Origin of the sequence: Kocuria sp. APC 4018 (assembly GCF_030407675.1) — a bacterium.
GTDB classification, from domain to species: domain Bacteria; phylum Actinomycetota; class Actinomycetes; order Actinomycetales; family Micrococcaceae; genus Kocuria; species Kocuria rhizophila.
The window spans coordinates 44,102-65,415 of sequence record NZ_JASDCY010000002.1 but is presented as its reverse complement, the minus strand read 5'-3'; the positions used below and the strand labels follow the sequence as shown (position 1 = coordinate 65,415).

The 21,314-nt window shown below is 70.5% G+C and carries 14 protein-coding genes, 1 tRNA gene and 1 pseudogene; 5 read left to right on the top strand and 11 right to left on the bottom strand.

Annotation, left to right across the window (positions count from 1 at the left end; genetic code table 11):
- Nucleotide 1: 1 nt before the first annotated feature.
- Entirely contained in the window at nucleotides 2–1,672 is a 1,671-nt protein-coding gene (gene argS / locus QL985_RS00790; RefSeq protein WP_047978494.1) for an arginine--tRNA ligase, read from the bottom strand.
- 121 nt (nucleotides 1,673–1,793) lie between these two features.
- Here argS and QL985_RS00785 point away from each other — a divergent pair.
- A tRNA-Arg gene (locus QL985_RS00785) sits at nucleotides 1,794–1,866 on the top strand.
- A gap of 93 nt (nucleotides 1,867–1,959) precedes the next feature.
- Here the strand turns inward: QL985_RS00785 and QL985_RS00780 are convergent.
- Genes QL985_RS00780 through QL985_RS00765 form a run of 4 tightly spaced genes read right to left on the bottom strand, consistent with a single transcriptional unit; the run spans nucleotide 1,960 to nucleotide 5,207 of the window.
- Complete coding sequence (locus tag QL985_RS00780) at nucleotides 1,960–2,331, bottom strand: hypothetical protein (RefSeq protein ID WP_223110293.1); 372 nt, start codon at nucleotides 2,329–2,331, stop codon at nucleotides 1,960–1,962.
- 5 nt (nucleotides 2,332–2,336) lie between these two features.
- Nucleotides 2,337–3,245 carry an ATP-binding cassette domain-containing protein gene (locus QL985_RS00775; protein ID WP_259905297.1) on the bottom strand — a complete coding sequence of 303 codons (909 nt, stop codon included), beginning with the start codon at nucleotides 3,243–3,245 and terminating at the stop codon, nucleotides 2,337–2,339.
- Between the two features lie 4 nt (nucleotides 3,246–3,249).
- Nucleotides 3,250–4,218, bottom strand: a complete 969-nt coding sequence (locus QL985_RS00770; protein WP_259905296.1) for an ABC transporter permease — start codon at nucleotides 4,216–4,218, stop codon at nucleotides 3,250–3,252.
- 5 nt (nucleotides 4,219–4,223) lie between these two features.
- The gene (locus tag QL985_RS00765) at nucleotides 4,224–5,207 is read right to left on the bottom strand and encodes an ABC transporter substrate-binding protein (protein ID WP_259905295.1); all 984 of its coding nucleotides are present in this window, start codon (nucleotides 5,205–5,207) and stop codon (nucleotides 4,224–4,226) included.
- Nucleotides 5,208–5,370: 163 nt separating this feature from the next.
- On the opposite strand from QL985_RS00765, the gene hrpA reads away from it, so the two are divergent.
- Nucleotides 5,371–9,504 carry an ATP-dependent RNA helicase HrpA gene (gene hrpA / locus QL985_RS00760; RefSeq protein ID WP_259905294.1) on the top strand — a complete coding sequence of 1,378 codons (4,134 nt, stop codon included), beginning with the start codon at nucleotides 5,371–5,373 and terminating at the stop codon, nucleotides 9,502–9,504.
- A 185-nt stretch (nucleotides 9,505–9,689) separates the two neighbouring features.
- Here the strand turns inward: hrpA and QL985_RS00755 are convergent, their stop codons facing one another.
- Nucleotides 9,690–10,121: an HIT family protein gene (locus QL985_RS00755; protein ID WP_259905293.1), complete on the bottom strand. Its 432-nt coding sequence runs from the start codon at nucleotides 10,119–10,121 to the stop codon at nucleotides 9,690–9,692.
- Nucleotides 10,122–10,167: 46 nt separating this feature from the next.
- Nucleotides 10,168–10,830, bottom strand: coding sequence for an MBL fold metallo-hydrolase (locus QL985_RS00750; RefSeq protein ID WP_259905292.1), 663 nt, complete (start codon nucleotides 10,828–10,830; stop codon nucleotides 10,168–10,170).
- Nucleotides 10,831–11,039: 209 nt separating this feature from the next.
- On the opposite strand from QL985_RS00750, the pseudogene QL985_RS00745 reads away from it, so the two are divergent.
- Together QL985_RS00745 and QL985_RS00740 are read left to right on the top strand one after the other, a co-directional pair.
- Nucleotides 11,040–11,456, top strand: a pseudogene (locus tag QL985_RS00745) (Fur family transcriptional regulator); the annotation flags it as partial.
- A gap of 131 nt (nucleotides 11,457–11,587) precedes the next feature.
- Nucleotides 11,588–12,553: a diacylglycerol kinase family protein gene (locus QL985_RS00740; RefSeq protein WP_259905291.1), complete on the top strand. Its 966-nt coding sequence runs from the start codon at nucleotides 11,588–11,590 to the stop codon at nucleotides 12,551–12,553.
- On the opposite strand, the gene QL985_RS00735 is transcribed toward QL985_RS00740, so the two are convergent.
- From QL985_RS00735 to QL985_RS00720, 4 genes are all read right to left on the bottom strand, one after another.
- Entirely contained in the window at nucleotides 12,538–13,542 is a 1,005-nt protein-coding gene (locus QL985_RS00735; protein ID WP_223246101.1) for a metal ABC transporter permease, read from the bottom strand. The genes QL985_RS00740 and QL985_RS00735 overlap by 16 nt on opposite strands.
- An 11-nt stretch (nucleotides 13,543–13,553) precedes the next feature.
- On the bottom strand, nucleotides 13,554–14,345 hold the full coding sequence (locus QL985_RS00730; RefSeq protein ID WP_222707521.1) for an ATP-binding cassette domain-containing protein: 792 nt from the start codon (nucleotides 14,343–14,345) through the stop codon (nucleotides 13,554–13,556).
- Nucleotides 14,346–14,480: 135 nt separating this feature from the next.
- A complete protein-coding gene (locus QL985_RS00725) occupies nucleotides 14,481–15,461 on the bottom strand; it encodes a zinc ABC transporter substrate-binding protein (RefSeq protein WP_259905298.1) in 981 nt (326 codons plus the stop codon).
- Between the two features lie 121 nt (nucleotides 15,462–15,582).
- On the bottom strand, nucleotides 15,583–17,040 hold the full coding sequence (locus QL985_RS00720; RefSeq protein WP_259905289.1) for a GuaB1 family IMP dehydrogenase-related protein: 1,458 nt from the start codon (nucleotides 17,038–17,040) through the stop codon (nucleotides 15,583–15,585).
- Nucleotides 17,041–17,389: 349 nt separating this feature from the next.
- Here QL985_RS00720 and QL985_RS00715 point away from each other — a divergent pair, with 349 nt between their 5' ends.
- Nucleotides 17,390–21,247 (top strand): multifunctional oxoglutarate decarboxylase/oxoglutarate dehydrogenase thiamine pyrophosphate-binding subunit/dihydrolipoyllysine-residue succinyltransferase subunit, encoded by a 3,858-nt coding sequence (locus QL985_RS00715; RefSeq protein WP_259905287.1) that lies wholly within the window; start codon nucleotides 17,390–17,392, stop codon nucleotides 21,245–21,247.
- Nucleotides 21,248–21,314: the final 67 nt, after the last annotated feature.

Here is a 21,314-nt window from a genome sequence, read left to right as displayed (position 1 = left end):
ATCACATCCGCTCGGGAGCGGAGACGCCCAGCAGGTCCAGCCCGTTGGCCAGGACCTGGCGCACGGCGTCGTTGAGCCACAGCCGGGTGTGGTGCACGAGTTCCACCTCGCCGTCGCCCTGCGGGGTCACGCGGCACGCGTCGTACCAGCGATGGTACGCACCGGCCAGCGCCTCGAGGTGCCGGGCCACGCGGTGCGGTTCACGGAACTCGGCGGCCTGCGCGACCACGGACGGATACTGCCCCAGGGCCGCGAGCAGGTCCGCCTCGCGGGGGTGCTCCAGCAGGGCGGCGTCGAACTGCGGGGCCCCCGCCTCGTCCAGACGACGGACGCCGGCGGCCTCCGCGTTGCGCGCGACCGCGCACGTGCGGGCGTGCGCGTACTGCACGTAGAACACGGGGTTCTCGTTGGACCGCTTGGTGAGCACGTCCAGGTCGATGTCGATGTTGGAGTCCACCGAGTACCGCGTGAGGGAGTAGCGGGCGGCGTCCACGCCCACGACCTCCACGAGGTCCTCCATGGTCACCACGGTGCCCGCACGCTTGGACATCCGCACGGCAGTGCCGTCCTTGACAAGGTTGACCATCTGGCCGATCAGCACCTCCACGGCCTCCGGGGAGTCCCCGAGGGCGGCGGCCGCGGCCTTGAGCCGGGCCACGTAGCCGTGGTGGTCCGCACCCAGCATGTAGATGCACAGGTCCGCGCCGCGGTCCCGCTTGTTCTTGAAGTACGCGATGTCGCCGGCGATGTAGGCGGCGTTGCCGTCCGACTTGATGACCACGCGGTCCTTGTCGTCCCCGTGCTCCGTGGAGCGCAGCCACCACGCGCCGTCCTCGAAGTACAGCGAGTCCGAGGAGCGCAGCTGCTCCAGCAGGGTCTCCACCTGACCGCCCTGGAACAGGGAGTCCTCGTGGAAGAAGACGTCGAAGTCCACGCCGAACTCGTGCAGCGAGGACTTGATCTGGGAGAACATCAGCTCCACGCCCGCCGCGCGGAAGACCTCCTGCGGATCCTCCGCCTCCAGCGCGTCCGGGTGCAGCGCCAGGACCTCCTGGGCGATGTCCGAGATGTACTGCCCGCCGTAGCCGTCCTCCGGGGCGGCCTCGCCCCGGGCACGGGCCAGCAGGGACCGGGCGAAGCGGTCGATCTGGTTGCCGTGGTCGTTGAAGTAGTACTCGCGCACCACGTCCGCGCCCTGGGCCTGCAGCACGCGCGCCAGCGAGTCCCCCACGGCGGCCCAGCGGGTGCCGCCCAGGTGGATGGGGCCCGTGGGGTTGGCGGAGACGAACTCCAGGTTGATGGTGGTTCCGGCCAGCGTCTGCCCGGTGCCGAACGCGCGGCCCTGCTCCACGACCGACTGCGCCAGCTCACCCGCGGCGGCGGCGTCGAGCGTGATGTTGAGGAAGCCCGGCCCGGCGATGTCCACGGCCTTCACACCGGGTACCCCGCACAGGTGCTGCGAGAGGATCTGGGCGACGTCCCGCGGGGGGCGCCCGACCTTCTTGGCCACCTGCATGGCCACCGTGGTGGCCCAGTCCCCGTGCTCGCGGTTCTTGGGTCGCTCCACCCGCGCCTGCGGGAGGTCGACGCCGTCCGCCACGGTGAGCTCACCGGCGGTCACGGCGTCCTGCAGACATGCGGACACAGCGGAGGAAAGTTCTTCAGGAGTCACCGTGCCAGTGTAGCCGGGCGGGTTCTGCCGCACCGACTCCCGCTGATTGGTGCACCCGCGCAACCTGGTAGTATCGTCGAGTTGTCGTCGCGAGCCGAGCAGTTGGTGAACGGCACGGCATGCCCGCGTAGCTCAGTGGATAGAGCGTCTGCCTCCGGAGCAGAAGGTCGTAGGTTCGAATCCTGTCGCGGGCACCCTGAAAGCTCCACCCGTTGACGACGGCCCCGGTGACCCCGGGGCCGTTGTCATGTCCGGGCCTGTCGTCCTGTCCGGGCCCGCAGCACCTCTCAGCGCCGACCGCGCCGCTGCTCGCGGATCCTGTAGTTCGGGTTCAGCTCGAGCGGGTCGTACTCGTTCATGACGGACTCGGAGCCGTACTGCTCCTCGAGCAGCGCGTCCTCCGCCACCGGCTCGGGCGGCGCGGTGCGCCGCAGGACGACCCCCACGATCGTGAGGATCCCTCCCACGAACAGGGTGCCGAATCCCACGATGGTCATCACCCAGCCGCGCTCGGTGAGCGGCTGGCCCCCGTGGTCCGCGGCCGCCTGGCTGAGCGCCGCGAGACCCTCCGGCAGGGAGAAGCAGCACACGAAGAGCAGAATCAGCCCCACCGCAGTGATGACGGACGTCATGCGCTGTCTGCGGCGGGGCTGACTCATGGTGATCACTGACCTTCCGGTGCCACCTCCGCGGCGGAGGAGCCACCCGTGGGAGCGCCACCGGCGGGGACGCCCCGGGAGGGGGCGGCCGACGGTGCGGCGCTGCGAGCTGTTTCCAGAAGCGTAGCGTCATCCAGTGCCGGCTCGCCCGTGGCCGCCTGCAGCTTGCGGAACTCGGCCAGCAGGTCCGCCACGGTGGCCTCCGCCTTCTGCTGCGCGTCCAGCTCGAAGAGGATCCGGCCCTCGTGCATCATGATGAGCCGGTTTCCCAGCCGCAGGGCCTGCTCCATGTTGTGCGTGACCATGAGCGTGGTGAGGTGGCGCTCGTTCACGATCCGCTCGGTGATCTCCGTGACGTGCTGCGCCCGCTGGGGATCCAGCGCGGCCGTGTGCTCGTCCAGCAGGAGGATCTCCGGGGCGGAGAACGTGGCCATCAGCAGCGACAGCGCCTGACGCTGACCACCGGACAGCAGACCCACCTTGGCGCCCAGCCGGTTCTCGAGACCCAGCTCGAGGGTGGCCAGCTCCTTCTTGAACTCCTCCCGCCGGGCGCGGGTGACCCCGCGGGACAGCCCGCGGGAGCGGCCACGCCGCTGGGCGATCGCCATGTTCTGCTCGATGGTCAGGGTGGGTGAGGAGCCCTTCATGGGGTCCTGGAACACGCGCGAGATCCACTTGGCCTTGCGGTGCTCCGGGAGCCGGGTGACGGTGCGCTCCCCCACCCGGATCTCCCCGCTGTCCGGGATGATCGTCCCGGACACCGTGTTGAGCAGCGTGGACTTGCCCGCGCCGTTCGATCCGATGACCGTGACGAAGTCGCCCTCGTTCACCGTGAGGCTCACCCCGTTCAGGGCCACGCGCTCGTTGACCGTCCCCGCGAAGAACGTCTTGCGGACGTCGTCGACTGTCAGCATGCGATCACGCTCCCTTTCCGGCGGAGGTGGTGGCGATGCTCGCGGTCACGGGGTGCTCGGTGCTGCTTCCCACGTCCGCCTGCACCTCCTGGGCGGCCTTGAGCGTGCGGCGTCGCTTCCAGCGCTTGAACACGGCCATCTGGGGCAGCACGAGCGCCACCACCACGAGCACCGCGGAGATCAGCTTCATGTCCGAGGGGTTCAGGCCGGCCTGCAGCGCCACCGTGATGACCAGGCGGTACAGCACGGAGCCCAGGATCACCGCGAACGTGGCGATCACCACGGTGCGGTGGCCGAAGATGCCCTGGCCCAGGATCACGGAGGCCAGGCCCACCACGATCATGCCGATGCCCATGCCGATGTCCGCGAAGCCCTGGTACTGCGCGATCAGAGCTCCCGCGAGGCCCACCAGGGCGTTGGAGAGGCACAGCCCGAGGATCTTCTGCGCGTCCGTGTTGACCCCGAACGAGCGGATCATGTCCGGGTTGTCGCCCGTGGCCTGCATGGCCAGACCGGCATCCGTGTAGAGGAACCAGTCCAGCACCACCTTGACCAGCAGGACTCCCACCAGCAGCAGCAGGACGCCGGTGACCGTGCCCTGCAGCCCGGCCTCGCGCAACGGGGTGAAGACGGTGTCCTCACGCAGCAGCGCGAGGTTCGCCTTCCCACCCATGAGCCGCAGGTTGATGGAGTACAGCGCGGTCATGGTCAGGATGCCCGCGAGCAGCCCGTTGATCTTGGCCTTGGTGTGCAGCAGGGCGGTGATGAGACCCGCGAGGCCACCCGCCACGAAACCCACCACGGTGGCGATCCACGGGCTACCGCCGTTGAGGATCACCATGGCCGCGGTGGCGGCACCGGTGGTGAACGACTGGTCCACGGTGAGGTCCGGGAAGTCCAGCACGCGGAACGTGAGGTACACCCCCAGGGCCATGACCGCGTAGATCAGCCCGAGTTCGATTCCAGCGATCACCGGTTCTACTCGATGACCTGGTCGGCCTTGTCCCGCAGGCTCTGCGGGATCTCCACGCCCATGGCCTTGGCGGCCTTGGCGTTGATGATGAGCTTGGTCTCCTTCTGGGACTCCACGGCCATCTCGCCGGGCTTGGCGCCGTCCTTGAGGATCTTCACCGCCATCTCACCGGTCTGCTTGCCGAGGTCCTTGTAGCTCAGACCCTGGGTGGCCAGCGCACCGCGCTCCACGGAGTCGCCCTCGCCCGCGATGAGCGGGATCTTCTTGGCCTCGGCCGCGGAGATCACGGCCTCCAGCCCGGCCACGACCTTGTTGTCAGTGGGCACGTAGATGGCGTCGGTGTCGAAGGACTCTGCGGCCTGCGCCACCTCGGCGGTGGTCGTGACGGTCTTCTCGACCACCTTGAGGCCCTCGGCCTCGGCGGCCTTCTTGGCCTCGTCCACCTGGATCTGCGAGTTGGTCTCACCCGAGCTGTAGATGATGCCCACGGACGTGGCGCTGGGCTTGAGCTGCTTGACCAGCTTGATCTGGTCCGCCACGGGGTTCATGTCGGTGGTGCCCGTGACGTTGCCGCCCGGTGCCTCCGCGGAGTCCACGAGGCCGGCGTCCACCGGGTCCGTGACGGCGGTGAACAGCACAGGCTTGTCCGTGACGGCCTGGGCCAGCGACTGCGCGGACGGGGTGGCGATGCCCAGGATGAGGTCGTCCCCGGAGGACGCGAAGTTGGAGGCGATGTTCGTGGCGGTGGCCTGGTCCCCCGAGGCGTTCTGCACGTCAAGGGTGAGGTTGTCGCCCTCCGTGTACCCGCCGTCCTTGAGGGCCTCCACGAAGCCCTCCCGAGCGGCGTCGAGCGAGGGGTGCTCCACGAACTGGGAGATGCCCACGGTGACCTTCTTGTCCTCGCTGGACTCTCCGCCGCCGGAGCTGCAGCCGGTGATCAGCAGTGCCGCCGTGGTGGCCGCGGCGGCGACCGGGAGTAGACGCTTCATGGGGGTGGTTCCTTCCATCACGGATCAATGATGAGTGGATATTACCTGCCGATCGGTCGAAAAAGAGACGCAGCTCACATGTAGGGACATTGCGGCGTGTCACCTGGACGGGATCCGGTGCCCCTGCACGTGTCGGGGTGGGCCCGTAGACTTCAGGGTTGTCATGACTGAGCCCCTCGCCCCGCCCCGCATCGTCTACCCGGACAACCTCCCCGTCTCTGCACGCCGGGAGGACATCATGTCCGCCATCCAGGAGAACCAGGTGGTGGTGGTCGCCGGTGAGACCGGTTCCGGCAAGACCACCCAGCTGCCCAAGATGTGCCTCGAGCTGGGCCTGGGCGAGCGCGGACTGATCGGGCACACCCAGCCGCGCAGGATCGCCGCCCGCTCGGTTGCGGAGCGGATCGCCCACGAGCTCGGCGAGCGCGTGGGCGCCACCGTGGGCTACCAGGTGCGGTTCACGTCCGAAGTGGGCAGGGACTCCAAGGTCAAGCTCATGACGGACGGCATCATGCTGGCCGAGATCAGCCACGATCCCACGCTCTCGCGCTACAACGCGATCATCATCGACGAGGCCCACGAGCGCTCGCTCAACATCGACTTCCTGCTGGGCTACCTGCGCCGGTTGCTGCCCCAGCGCCCGGACCTGAAGGTGATCATCACCTCCGCGACCATCGACCCGCAGCGCTTCGCGGAGCACTTCGCGCAGCCGGATCCCGAGCACCCGGACGCGGGCCCCTCCCCCGCGCCGGTCATCGAGGTCTCCGGGCGCACCTACCCCGTGGAGATCCGCTACCGCCCGCTCACGCAGGAGCGCAGCGGGGACGGCGGGGCGGACGAGGAGGACGCCGGGGACGGTCTCGCGGACGAGGACCGGGACCCGATCGACGCGGTGTGCGACGCCGTGGTGGAGCTCTCGCGGGAGCCACGCGGCGACATCCTGGTGTTCTTCGCGGGCGAGCGCGAGATCCGCGACGCCCAGGACGCGCTGCAGAAGGTCATCGACTCCCACCGCTCGCTGGCCGGGACCCAGATCCTCCCGCTGTTCGGGCGGCTGTCCATGGCGGAGCAGAACCGCGTGTTCTCGCCGTCTTCCCACCGCCGCATCGTGCTGGCCACCAACGTGGCGGAGACCTCCCTCACGGTCCCCGGCATCAAGTACGTCGTGGACCCCGGCACCGCGCGCATCTCGCGGTACTCGGCGCGCACCAAGGTCCAGCGCCTGCCCATCGAACGGATCTCGCAGGCCTCGGCCAAGCAGCGCTCGGGCCGCTCCGGACGCACCTCGGACGGCGTGTGCATCCGGCTCTACTCGGAGGAGGACTTCGAGTCCCGCCCCGAGTTCACGGATCCCGAGATCCTGCGCACCAACCTGGCCGCGGTGATCCTGCAGATGATCTCCGTGGGCGTGGTCCGCGAGCCCGGCGACATCCTGGACTTCCCGTTCGTGCAGAAGCCGGACCCCCGCGCGGTCAAGGACGGCGTGGTGCTGCTGCGAGAGCTGGGCGCCCTGCGCGGCCCGGGCGGCGCGGCGGACGGCGACGACGCGGCGGCGGCGCGCCCCGCACGCCGGTCCCGTGGTGGCCGCCGGAACCGTGGCCGGCGGGGCGGAACCCGCGGGCCGCTGACCCGCACGGGTGAGATCCTCGCGGCCCTGCCCGTGGACCCGCGTCTGGGCCGGATGATCGTGGAGGCGGACCGCCGCGGCTGCGCGCGCGAGGTGCTCGTGCTCACCGCCGCCCTGACCGTCCAGGACCCGCGGGAGCGCCCCCTGGAGAAGCGCCAGGCCGCGGACGAGTTCCACGCCAGGTTCAAGGACAAGACCAGCGACTTCCTCTCCTACGGGCTGCTGTGGCAGTACCTGCAGGAGCAGCAGGAGGAGCTCTCCTCCTCCCAGTTCCGCAAGCTGTGCAGGCGCGAGTACCTGAACTTCCTGCGCATCCGCGAGTGGCAGGACCTCTACGCGCAGCTGCGCCAGATCGCCCGGCAGTCGGGGATCGACGTGGGTGGATCGCGGGAGATCGACGTGGCCGCCCACCAGGACGACGTCCACAAGTCCCTGCTCTCCGGGCTGCTCAGCAACATCGGGGTGCGGGACGAGCGCACCCGTGAGTACCGGGGCGCGCGCGGCACCCGGTTCGCGATCTTCCCCGGCTCGGCGCTGTTCAAGAAGTCCCCGGACTGGATCGTGTCCGCGGAGCTGGTGGAGACCTCCCGGCTGTGGGCGCGCACGAACGCCGCGATCCAGCCCGAGTGGGCCGAGGAGATCGCCCCGTCCCTGGTGAAGCGCTCCTACTCCGAGCCCCACTGGTCCCGCTCGCGCGGCGCCGTTATGGCCTCCGAGAAGGTCACGCTGTACGGGCTGCCGCTGGTCGGCGAGCGCCCCGTGCTGTTCTCCTCGATCGACCCCGAGCTGTCCCGGGAGCTGTTCATCCGCCACGCGCTCGTGGAGGGCGACTGGCAGACGCGCCACACGTTCGTCAAGCGCAACCGCAAGGCGCTCGCGGAGGTCGAGGAGCTCGAGAACCGGATGCGCCGCAAGGACCTGCGCGTGGACGACCAGGTGCTGTTCGACTTCTACGACGCCCGGATCCCTGCTCACGTGGTCTCGCAGCGCCACTTCGACGCGTGGTGGAAGAAGGCCCGCCACGAGGACGAGCACCTGCTGGACCTCACCCCCCAGGACCTCATCGCCCCGGAGGCCCCCGCCCTGGACACCGAGTCCTTCCCGCGGTCCTGGGAGGTCCGCTCCCCCGAGGGCGAGCTGAGCCTGGACCTGGACTACGAGTTCGCACCGGGCAAGGACACGGCGGACGGCGTGACGGTGCGGATCCCCGTGCTGTTCCTGGACCGGCTGGCGCCCGAGCAGTTCGAGTGGCACATTCCCGGCCTGCGCGTGGAGCTGGTCACCGCGCTGATCAAGTCCCTGCCCAAGGCCGTGCGGCGCAACTTCGTGCCCGCCCCGGACACCGCCGCGGCCGCCGTGCGACGGCTGGACGAGGAGTTCGACCCGCCCTCCGGCTCGCTGCTGGAGGCCCTCGCCACGGTCCTGCGCCGGCTGCGCGGACACCCCGTCCAGGCCTCCGACTTCCACCCCGAGACGCTGCCCCCGCACCTGCGGATGCGCTTCGAGGTCCGGGACCCCCGCAACGCCGTGCTCGGCCGCGGGGACGATCTCACCGAGCTCAAGCAGCGGCTGCGCCCGCGGGTCCGGGAGGCACTCGCACAGTCCCTCGGCCAGGCCGCCGCCCAGCTCTACGACGCCGCGGGTGCCTCCGCAGGCACGGCTCCCGGCGGGAACGACGACGCCGCCGCGTCCGGTGCGCGGCGCGGGCGTCGCTCCGGTGGCGGCGACCGCAAGGGCCCGGGCGGTGCGCGCCCGGGCGAGCGGACGGCGTCGGGCGCGTCCCTGGAACGCACGGACCTGCGCGCGTGGCCCGAGCCGGACCCGCCCCGCAGCGTGGAGACCTCGGTGGCGGGCCAGACGGTCACCGGCTACCCCACGCTCGTGGCCGTGGCGCCCGAGAAGCCGGGCGGCACCGAGCCCCCGCGCGTGGACCTGAGGATCCTGAGCGACCCCGAGGAGCAGCGCGCCGCGCAGCGCGACGGCGTGATCGCCCTGCTGCAGCGCGTGCTGCCGTCCGTGCACCGCTACGTGGTGGACCACCTCAGCCAGCGCGAGCGGCTCGTGTTCACCCAGAACCCCCACGGTTCCGTGGAGGCCCTGATCCACGACTGCACCGGCGCGGCGATCGACCGCCTCGTGCCCCACGACCCCCCGTTCACGCGGGCCGAGTTCGACCGGCTGGCCGAGCACGTGCGGGCGGAGCTGATCGACACGGTCTTCGCCGTGACCGCGCTCGTGACCACCGCCCTGGGCGAGGCCACCACCGTGCGCAAGCGGCTGAAGAAGCCCGGCTCGCTGGGCGCGGTGCCCGCGTTCACGGACATGGCCGAACAGGTGGACCGGCTCATCCACCCCGGATTCGTGGCACAGACCGGGTGGCAGGCGCTGCAGCACCTGCCCCGGTACCTCGCGGGAGTGAACGCCCGGCTGGACAAGCTCTCCGGGCACCTGCAGCGGGACGCCGTGGCCATGCAGACCGTCCACGACCTCGAGGCCGAGTACCGTGCGGCCCTGGACGCGGTACCGCCCACGGTGCCCACGCCCGCGGCTCTCAGGTCGATCCGGTGGGACCTGGAGGAGCTGCGGATCTCGTTCTTCGCCCAGGAACTGGGCACCGCGCACACGGTCTCCGAGAAGCGCCTGCGGAAGAAGCTGCGCGAGCTGGGCTGAGACCCGGCGCGCGACGGACCATCACCCAGTTCACGGGGGCATGGCCCAAAAACACGGGTGACAGTCGTGGCGGGGCCCCAGGAGGCGCGCCCCCCAGTGCGCGAGTGCGGCACGCCCCGCACCAAGCGAGGAGGGCCCCTCCTCGAGCGAGGACCACGCTTCCGTGACCGGGAGCGTGAGTGCGGTCAGTCCTGCGGCGGCACCGTGTCCCGGTGGCCCTGGGCGACGAGTGCCTCACGGATCCGCCGGGCGGACTCGTCCATGACGGCGGCGTCCGGGTCCTGGTCCACGTTCGCGAAGTCGAACTCCTCGATCGAGTTGGTGGGCCACACGTGCAGGTGCGTGTGGGGCACCTCGAAGCCCTGGATCATGAGGCCTACGCGCTTCGGGGAGAAGGCGGCCTCCACGGCCCGGCCGATGGCCCGGGACACCGTCATGAGATGGGTGGCCAACTCCTCGGGGAGGTCGATCCAGGCGTCGACCTCCTGGCGCGGGACCACGAGCACGTGGCCCTGGGCGAGCGGCTGGATGGACAGGAACGCGACGCACTGCTCGTCGGCCCAGACGAAGCGGCCGGGCAGCTCGCCCTCGATGATCTTGGTGAACACTGAGCTCACGGTGGAGTCCTCTCCTCGGTGGGTGGCCGGCGGTCCGCCGGCCGGGTCAGCTGGTGGTGATCTCCACGCTCTCGCGCGGGGACAGGTGGCGGTAGCTGGTTCCGTAGAGTCCGGCGAAGTGGGCGACCTGCGTCTCGACCACGCCGAAGCCGTTCTCCGACAGCAGGGCGTCGTGGATCTGGAACGCGGTGCTGGCCCGGGTGGCGATCACGAAGTCGATGACCTCGGACATCTTCGACCACGGCGCGTGCAGGGGCACCAGGACGGTGGGAACCGCGACCCCGCGCGGAACCGTGAACGAGTCGCCGGGGTGGAGCACGGCGTCGTCCACCACGTACCCCACGTTGTCCACGGTGGGGATCAGGGGGTGGATCAGCGCGTGCTGGCCGCCGTGGGTGGTCACCGAGAACGGGCCGGCCTCGAACGCGGTGTCCGCGGTGACGGCGTGCAGGCGCGAGGCGTCCGTGACGTGCTGGGCGAGTTCCTCGATGACGGCGGCCGGGGCGTGTAGCGACATACCGGGTGCCGACTCCAGCACGGCCGCCACGCGGGGGACGTCGCAGTGGTCCGGGTGCACGTGCGTGACGAGCACGGTGTCCGCGCCGTCGAGCGCCTCCTCGACCTCCGAGAACGTTCCGGGGTCGATCACCAGCACCGCGCCGTCCTTCTCGAGCCGCACGCACGAGTGGGAGAACTTGGTCAGCAGCATGGTGCCACCCTAGCGGCCCGCCGCCGCTGCGTGGAGGTCTCCGCGGCCCACGGGTGGCCCGTCGCACCTGACCCGTACAGGTGGCCGATCCCCCGGCTGGCCCCGTGGTCGAGGACCGAGGACCACCCGCACGAGGACCGCCTCGCCGCGCATGTCCGCGCCGCGCGTTAAGATGACCCGGACGACCGCTCGCGGAAAGGACGCCAGGGTTGAGCACCAAGACCACCGAACCCGCGGAGGTTCGCAACACCAAGCAGCGCCGTGCGGTGACCGCCGAACTGCACCGGCTGGAGGACTTCATCTCCACGCAGGACCTGCACCGGCGGCTCCAGGACCAGGGCGAGTCCGTGTCCCTGGCCACCACCTACCGGATCCTGCAGTCCATGGCGGAGCTCGGCCAGGTGGACGTGCTGCGCACCGCGGAGGGTGAGGCCATCTACCGCCGCTGCGAGGCCCAGCACCACCACCACCACCTGGTGTGCCGCTCGTGCGGGGCCACGGTGGAGCTCGAGGCACCGGACATCGAGGCCTGGGCCGAGAGCACGGCGCGGCGCCACGGCTACACGGACGTGGACCACACCGTGGAGATCTCCGGGATCTGCGAGCAGTGCGCCGCCCGTCTCGCCGCCGAGGACACCTCCGGCAGCGAGGACCACGGCGGTACGCTGCCCGGTGCCGGTTCCCCGGACGACGCGCAGCGCCCGTCCAGTGCTCCGGGCACCTCCCGCCCCGGTCGAGGATCGTCGGAGCCCACGCGGTGACCACCGGCCCACGCGACATCCTGCTGGTCCACAACGGCTCCTCCCCCGCGTCCCGCGATGCCTGCGAGCGCGCCGCCGGGATCCTCCGGGCGGGCGGCTACCGACCGCGTCCCCTGGCATCGGCCACGGCCAGAGGGCTCTCCGAGCTGCTCACGGACACCCTGCGCCTGGAGAGCCAGGCCGTTGCCGCCGTCGTGGCCGTGGGCGGGGACGGGATGGTCCACCTGGTGCTGCAGTGCCTGGACACGCTGAACCGGCAGGGCGTGGACCTGCCCTTCGGACTGGTGCCGGCGGGCTCCGGCAACGACCTCGCACGCCATCACGGTGTGCCCTCCCAGGACGTGGAGCGTGCCGCGGGTCGTGTGCTCCGTGGCCTGGAGTCCGCGCCGCGCCGCACGGACCTGCTCCGGGTGGAGTGTGCGGACGGAACCCGTCACGTGTGCGCCACAGCCGTGTGCCTGGGCCTGGATGCCCGCATCAACGCGCGCGCCAACCGCTGGTCGCGCGTGCGCGCGTCCGCCAAGTACGTCGTCGCCCTTGCCGTGGACCTCATGAGCATGCGGGCCCGCCCCTACCAGCTGAGCTGGAGCTCCCCGGACGGCAGCGAGCACACCGCCGCCCGGGACCTCACGCTGCTCACGCTCGCGAACACGTCCTCGATCGGCGGGGGCCTCACGATCGTGCCCGCCGCAGACGCTGGGGACAGCACCGCGGAGCTGTTCATGGTCTCGGACGTGGGGCCCGTCAAGTTCGTGGTGTCCCTGCCCCGGCTGTGGCTTGGCAGCCACGTGACCCTGCCCGAGGTGGCGGTGGAACCGGCGGTCTCGGCGAGGGTGGCCGTGAGCGCGCACGCCACCGGGCTCTCCCCGGACGGGGACATGGCTTTCGGCGACGGCGAGCGGCTCGGCCCCCTGCCCGTGAGCCTGCGGGTACTCCCCGCGGCCGTTCAGATCCTGTTCTGAGCCGGGCCCGTCCCTGCACCGGTGCCCGCCCCGGGTGAGCCCTGCCCGAGTGCGCCTGCCGTGCCCGCCGCGACCGGTGTGGCCGTGGAAACCGGCGCCCCCGCGCCCACCGGGCCGCGCGGCGTCGTCGTCCGGCGGTGGGAGGACGAGCGCTCGCGCACGGCGCGCACCAGGCGCGAGACGAGCCACAGCACGAACGAGATGGTGGTCACGTACGGGCTGATGGGGATGTTCCCGCCCAGCGCGAGCAGGATCCCGCCCACCATGGCCAGTTCCGCGAAGACCACCGAGAGCACCACCGTGCGCACGGGACTCACGGTGAGGTTCATGGCCGCGGCCGCCGGGGTGATGAGCAGGGCGAGCACGAGCAGCGAACCCACGATCTGCACGGACAGGGCCACGGTGATCCCCAGCAGCACCATGAACGCGATGGACAGCCCCCGCACCGGCAGGCCCTTGGCCTGGGCCACCAGGGGGTCCGTGCTCGCGAACGTGAGGGGCCGCCAGACACCCACGAGCGTGACCACCACCAGCGCCGAGAGCAGCACCATGGAGGTCAGCTGCACCGAGGAGACCGACACGATCTGACCGGTCAGCAGCGAGAACTTGTTGGAGGAGCGGCCCTCGTAGAGGGACAGGAACAGGATGCCCAGCCCCAGCCCGAAGGGCATCAGGACCCCCACGAACGAGTTGCCCTCTCGTGCGCGCAGCCCCGCGAACCCCATGATCAGGGCGGCGAGGATCGAGCCCACGAGCGAACCCGTGATCACGTCCGCCCCGATCAGCAGCGCGGCGGCGGCCCCGGCGAAGGACAGCTCCGCGATGCCGTGCACGGCGAACGCGAGGTCCCGCATCATCACGAACGTGCCCACGAGACCGCCCACGAGCCCCAGCACCGCCCCGGCCCACACCGAGTTGCGCAGCAGGGACAGCAGCTCGGCGTAGTCCTCGAAGACGAACACGGAGCTCAGGAAGGAGTTCCAGTCGATGGCTTCCGTGATCACGGGACGATCTCCTCCGGGGAGTCGGTGTGGTGGGCACTGTCCGGGCTGCCGGCCACCAGGATCCGGCCGTTGAAGCGCAGCACCTCGATGGGACTGCCGTAGAGCTCGGTGAGCACGTCCGAGCGCAGCACCTCGTCCGGGGTGCCGATCCGGAAGGAGCCGTTGGCCAGGTACAGGATCCGGTCCACGTGCTCGATGATCGGGTTCACGTCGTGGGTCACGAACACCACGGCGCAGCCGGTGCGCTCACGCTGCTCGTGCACCAGCTCGCTGACCACGTGCTGGTGGCGCAGGTCCAGGGAGAGCAGCGCCTCGTCGCACAGCATGACCGTGGGCTCCGCCGCGAGCGCCTGGGCAATCCGCAACCGCTGCTGCTCGCCCCCGGAGAGCAGCCCCACGGGGGCTTGCGCATAGTCCGTGGCGCCCACCCGCTCGAGCAGCTCGTCCACCCTGCGGTGCACCCGCCGCGAGCGCAGACGCATCCCCCACCGGTGTCCGTCCACGCCCTGGGCCACGAGGTCGCGGGCCCGCAGCGGGGTGCGCTCCGGGAAGCCGCGCTGCTGGGGGACGTATCCCACGCGGGAGGCCGCCGCCCGCGGGCGCACGCCGTTGACGCTCACCGTCCCGGCCGTGAGCGGCAGCAGCCCCAGGAGCACCTTGAGCAGGCTCGTCTTGCCCGTGCCGTTGGAGCCCAGCACGGCCAGGTACTCCCCGGGGTGCACGTCCAGGTCCAGGCCGGACCACAGGGTGCGCTCCCCGAAGGAGAGCTCAGCCCCGCGCAGCCGGATCACCGGGTCGTGTTGCGTCTCCGGCCGGTCGTCAGGGGCGCCCGGCGTCGCGCTCGCGGAAACGGGGACGCTGTGCCCCGCGTCAGCCGTGATGTGCCCTGCCGCCTCGTCACGTGTTCTCTCGGATGCCACGGGCTACTTCTTCACGGCTTCGGCCACGTGGTCCACGTTCTCGCCCATCCACTGCTGGTAGGTCCTGTCATCCGGCACGGTCTCGGTGAACTCCACCACGGGTGTGCCCGCCTCCTGGGCGGTGGTGCGCAGCCGTTCGGTCTGCCCCGTGGAGGTCTGCTGGTTGAACGCGAGCAGCGCGATGTGCTCGTCCGCCACCAGTTTCAGCGTGTCGTTGAGGGCGGCCGGCGGTGCGTCCGTCTCGGCGTCGATGGCCTCGGCGAACTCCGCGGGGGTGTCGTCGTGCAGGCCCGCGTCCTCCAGGAGGTAGCCGGGCACCGGTTCCGTGGCCACGTAGCCACCGCTCGCTCCGAGGCCCCCGAGACGCTCGTCCAGGGCGGTCAGCTCCTGCCCGACCCGTGCGGCGTTGTCCGTGTAGTAGCTCGCGTTGGCGGGATCCACCTTCCCGAGCTGGCCGGCGATCTGCGTGACCACCTTGGTCATGGTCTCCAGGTCGTACCACACGTGCTCGTTGAAGCCGCCGTGGTGGTGGTGCTCCCCCGAGCCGTGGTCGTGATCGTGCTCCTGGGCGGCTTCACGGTCCTGCTCGGACTGCAGACCCGAGACGTCCACGGCGTCCACCACGCGCGCGCCCTCCGGTGCCAGGTCGGTCATGAACTGGTCGTACCCGCCACCGTTGCGCACCAGGAGGTCGGCTTTCTCCACGGCCAGCCGGTCCTGCGGCGTGGCCTCGTAGGAGTGCGGATCCTGGGCGGCGGAGTCGATCACCGGCGTGGCCTCCACCTTGTCGCCACCCACCTGGGCGGCGAGGTCCGAGTAGACGTTGGTGGAGGTGGTGACCCGGATCTTCCCGGAGTCCTCCGCCCCGGATGCACCCTCCTGCGCCGAACCGCCCGAGCAGCCCGTGAGTGCCAGGGCTCCCAGCAGCCCCAGGACTGCGGCGGCCCTGGCCCCGTGGCGGTTGGTGCGGTCGCTCACGCGCATCATCTCCCTGCTCGGCGTCCCCCGCACCTCCCCGGGTGCCGATGAGAACGGATGTCATCAAATCAGAGCGCGAGCATATCATGAACCATTCTCATGTAGCGGCGTGATGAGAACGGGCAGATCAGGACCAGGACTCGGAGCGGGGCCTGCCCTCGTCGTAGCCCGACTGGGACTGGATGCCCACCACGGCGCGGGACGTGAACTGCCGCAGCGTGGTGGCCCCGGCGTAGGTCATGGAGCTGCGCACCCCGGAGGTGATGTGGTCCAGCAGGTCCTCCACCCCGGGGCGCTGGGGGTCCAGGTACATGGTGGAGTTGGAGATCCCCTCCTCGAACAGCGCCTTGCGGGCCCGGGAGAACCGGTCCTCTCCCAGGGTGCGGTGCTTCACGGCACGGGCCGAGGCCATCCCGAAGGACTCCTTGTAGGCACGGCCGTCCGCGTCCACGGTGATCTCCCCCGGCCCCTCGTGGGTACCCGCGAACCACGAGCCCACCATGACCTGGCTCGCCCCCGCGGCCAGGGCGAGGGCGACGTCGCGCGGGTGCTTGACCCCGCCGTCCGCCCAGATGTGCACCCCGAGGTCCTGCGCGGCCTCCGCGCACTCCACAACCGCTGAGAACTGGGGACGCCCCACCGCCGTCATCATGCGGGTGGTGCACATGGCCCCGGGGCCCACGCCGACCTTGACGATGTCCGCGCCGGCCGAGACGAGGTCGCGCACGCCGTCGGCGGTGACCACGTTGCCGGCCACCACCGGCACCTGCGGATCCAGGGCGCGCACGGCGGCCACGGCCTCCATGGCCTTGAGCTGGTGACCGTGAGCGGTGTCCACCACGAGGACGTCCACCCCGGCCTCGAGCAGCCGGGCGGCCTTGGCCCCCACGTCACCGTTGATGCCCACGGCGGCACCCACGCGCAGCCGGCCCCGCGCGTCCACCGAGGGGGTGTAGATGGTGGAGCGCACGAGACCCTGGCGTGTGATGATCCCGGCGACCTCCGTGCCCCGCAGCACCGAAGCGGCGCTCACCCGCGCGTCGGCGAGGCGCTCGTAGAGCGCACGCAGCGCCGCGGGGTCTGCCTCCGCCGGAAAATCGGCCTCCTGGAACTGCGGGCCGTCGCTGCGGGCCAGATCGCCCAGCTGGGTGAAGCGGTCCACGTCCCGGCAGTCGGACTCCAGCACGAGGCCCAGGTACCGGCGCTGCTCGTCCACCACGACCACCAGTCCGTGCGGGCGCTTGTGGATGATCCCGAGCGCGTCGTGGACCGTGTCCGTGCGCCGCAGCACCACAGGGGTGTCCCAGCGCGGGGAACGGTCCTTGACCCAGGACGTGACCTCCGCGATCACGTCCAGCGGGATGTCCTGCGGCAGGATGCCGAGCCCGCCCCGACGGGCCATGGTCTCGGTCATCCGGCGTCCGGTCACCGCCGTCATGTTCGCGGCCACGATCGGGATCGTGGAGCCCGTGCCGTCCTGCGGGGACAGGTCCGCGTCGAAGCGGGACGTGACCCTGGACATGGAGGGCACCAGGAAGACGTCGTTGTAGGTCAGGTCCGTGGTGGGATTCGTGAGGAAGCGCACAGACGCACAGTCTACTGTCCACCGTCACGCTCCGGGCCCGACGCCGCTCGGTCGCCCCGGGCGGGCGGCGTCGGCCTGGGTGCCGTTCCCCGCAGCCGGCGTCGTCGTGGCCCCGCACGCGGGCGTCGTCGGCTCCGGAACACCGTGCGCGGAGCACGGCGAGGGGCCCGTGCGACGGGTGGCACGCGTCCTGCCGCCTCACTAGACTGAAAAACCGGATCCGGCTTTGCATGCGCGAAGCCCGTCGAGGGCGCCCACGGCCGGTAAACTCCGTGGGAGCCGCACAGGGGCCGCGAGGACCAGCTCGCCACCCGGGACACCCAGCACAGATGGAAGAGGCGTATCACTCGTGCCAGACCAGCCGCACCACCTTATCCCCGAAGAATTTGCCGGCAACGAATGGCTTGTGGACGAGCTCTTCGAGAAGTACCAGGCGGACAAGAACTCCGTGGACAAGAAGTGGTGGCCCATCTTCGAGCAGATGGCGGACGAGGACAAGGCCTCCGCCCCCGGTGGCACGAACTCCGCTCCCGCCGGTAAGGCCTCCGCGACCACCGCCGCGTCGGCTCCCGCCGCGAAGAAGCCCGAGGCCTCCCCGGCCCGCACGTCGGAGCCGGCCGCCCGGAAGCAGACTCCCCAGACCACAGAACGTGCGCAGTCCCCGGCACCCGCCGCGACCGGCGCCAAGGCGAAAGGACGGCCCGAGGGCGTGGACACCGAAGCGGACAGCAGCGAGGGCGCAGCCTCCAAGCGACCCATCCGGGCGCAGCCTGAGGACCGCAAGGAGGACGGCCCGGCCAAGGAGAAGCCCGCGGAGGACACCGTGGTCAAGCTGCGCGGTCCCGCCAAGGCCGTGGCCGCCAACATGGAGGCCTCGTTGAGCGTCCCCACGGCCACCACGGTGCGCGCCGTGCCGGCCAAGCTGCTGATCGACAACCGCCTGGTCATCAACTCCCACCTCTCCCGCAACCGGGGTGGCAAGGTCTCCTTCACCCACCTGGTGGGCTACGCCGTCATCCGGGCGCTGGCCAACTTCCCGTCCATGAACGTCATCTACGACGAGTCGGACGGCAAGCCCGCGGCCATCCACCCCGCCCACGTGAACTTCGGCATCGCGATCGACATCCCCAACAAGGACGGCTCGCGCAACCTGGTGGTGCCCAGCATCAAGGCCGCCGAGACCATGTCCTTCCAGGAGTTCTGGACCTCCTACGAGGACATCGTCAAGCGCGGCCGCAACGGCGCCCTGACCGTGGAGGACTACTCCGGCACCACGGTCTCCCTGACCAACCCGGGCGGGATCGGCACCGTGCACTCCGTGCCGCGGCTGTCCAAGGGACAGGCCTGCATCATCGGCGTCGGTGCCCTGGACTACCCCGCCGAGTACAAGGGCGCGTCCCCCCGCACGATCGCCCACAACGCGGTCTCCAAGGTCATCACACTGACGTCCACCTACGACCACCGCGTGATCCAGGGTGCGGGCTCCGGCGAGTTCCTGAAGCTCGTGGAGCACTACCTGCTGGGCGGGGACGACTTCTACGACCACATCTTCGAGGCACTGCGGATCCCCTACGAGCCCGTGCGCTGGGCCGTGGACAACCAGGTCAACCCCGAGATCCAGATCAACAAGGTCGCCCGGATCCAGCAGCTGATCCACTCCTACCGCGTGCGCGGACACCTCATGGCGGACACCAACCCGCTCGAGTACGTGATGCGCAAGCACCCGGACCTGGACATCCGCACCTACGGGCTGACCCTGTGGGACCTCGAGCGGGAGTGGCCCACCGGCGGCTTCGGCGGCCAGAGCCTGCTCACCCTGCGCGTGATCCTCGGACGGCTGCGGGACGCGTACTGCCGCACCGTGGGCGTGGAGTACATGCACATCCAGGATCCGGAGCAGCGCGAGTGGTTCCAGTCCAAGCTGGAGCGCGACTACCAGAAGCCGTCCCGCGAGGAGCAGTTCCACATCCTGGAGCGGCTGAACGCGGCGGAGGCCTTCGAGACCTTCCTGCAGACCAAGTACGTGGGACAGAAGCGCTTCTCCCTGGAGGGCGGCGAGTCCCTGATCCCGCTGCTGGACGCGATCATGTCCGAGGCCGCGGACGCCTCGCTGGCCGGCGTGGGCATCGCCATGGCCCACCGTGGCCGGCTCAACGTGCTCACCAACATCGCGGGCAAGTCCTACGCCCAGGTGTTCCGCGAGTTCGAGGGCAGCCAGGACCCGCGCGCCTCCGAGGGCTCCGGCGACGTGAAGTACCACCTGGGCACCGAGGGCGTGTTCACCTCCGACAACGGCAACGAGACCCAGGTGTACCTGGCCGCGAACCCCTCCCACCTGGAGGCCGCGGACCCCGTCATCGAGGGCATCGCCCGCGCCAAGACGGACGTGCTCGGTGCAGGCCCCGAGGGCAACGGCGAGTTCCCCGTGCTGCCCATCCAGGTCCACGGCGACGCCGCCATGGCCGGTCAGGGCATCGTGTACGAGGTCATGCAGATGTCCGGGCTGGAGGGCTACAACGTGGGCGGGACCATCCACGTGGTGGTCAACAACCAGGTGGGCTTCACCACCGCTCCCTCCGCCGGACGCACCTCCACGTACTCCACGGACGTGGCCCGCACCGTGCAGGCACCCATCTTCCACGTCAACGCGGACGACCCCGAGGCCGTGGCCCGCGTGGCGCAGCTCGCGTTCGAGTACCGCCAGCGCTTCCACCACGACGTCGTGATCGACCTCGTGTGCTACCGCCGCCGGGGCCACAACGAGGGAGACGACCCCTCGATGACCCAGCCGCTGATGTACTCCCTGATCGACGGCAAGCGCTCCACGCGCAAGGTCTACACCGAGAACCTCGTGGGCCGCGGGGACATCACCCAGGAAGAGGCGGACCGGGCACTGAAGGACTACCAGGAGCGCCTGGAGCGGGTGTTCGCGGAGACCCACGAGGCCCAGAACTCCACGGTCCCGCTGGTCACCGGGGACGCCGCGGCCATCGCCAACATCGAGCGTCCTTCCGCGCAGCAGGCGGACTCGGGAGTCTCCGTGCCCAAGACCACCGCGATCTCCCCGGAGACAGCGCAGCGCATCGGCGACTCCTACGTGGAGATGCCCGAGGGCTTCACCATGCACCGCAAGCTCAAGAAGCTCGCGGAGAAGCGCCGGGACATGACCCGCGAGGGCGGGATCGACTGGGGCATGGGCGAGCTCATGGCCTTCGGCTCCCTCCTCATGGACGGTGTGCCCGTGCGGATGTCCGGGCAGGACGTGCGCCGCGGCACGTTCACCCAGCGCCAGGCGGTGTTCTTCGACGCCGAGAACGGTGCGGAGTGGACGCCGCTGAACAGCCTGTCCGCGGACCAGGCCCACTTCTCGATCTACAACTCCCTGCTCTCCGAGTACGGCGTGCTGGGCTTCGAGTACGGCTACTCCGTGGAGCGTCCCGAGGCGCTGACCGTGTGGGAGGCGCAGTTCGGTGACTTCACCAACGGCGCACAGACCATCGTGGACGAGTTCATCTCCTCCGCGGAGCAGAAGTGGGGTCAGCGCTCCAACCTGGTGCTGCTGCTCCCCCACGGCTTCGAGGGCCAGGGCCCGGACCACTCCTCCGCACGCATCGAGCGTTTCCTGACGCTGTGCGCCGAGAAGAACATGATCGTGGCCCAGCCCTCCACCCCGGCCAACCACTTCCACATGCTGCGCCGCCAGGCGTACTCGCGTCCGCGCCGGCCCCTGATCGTGGCCACGCCCAAGCAGCTGCTGCGCCTGAAGGCCGCGGCCTCCCCCGTGGAGGACTTCACGCAGGGCACGTTCCAGCCGGTGATCCCGGACGTCGCGAACCTGGACGACTCCAAGGTCACGGACGTGATCCTGGTGTCCGGTCGGCTGTACTACGACCTCGAGGCGCAGCGGAAGAAGTCCGACGACCACTCCACCGCGATCGTGCGCGTGGAGCAGCTGTACCCGCTGCCCGCGGACGAGATCAAGGAGCAGCTGGCGCGCTACCCGCAGGCCCGTGTGATCTGGGCCCAGGACGAGCCCGCCAACCAGGGTGCGTGGCCGTTCATGGCCGTCAACCTGGTGCCGCAGCTGGACCGAGCGGTGACCCTGGCGTCGCGCCCGGCCTCCGCCTCCCCCGCCAACGGCTCAGCCAAGCGCCACGCCGCGGAGCTGGAGACCCTGATGCAGCAGGCGTTCGACCGCGGGGAGTGATCCCGCACCGGGTGCGTCCCACCGTCCCCCCACGGTGAGCGCACCCGCCGGCCCCGCACGCCGGACC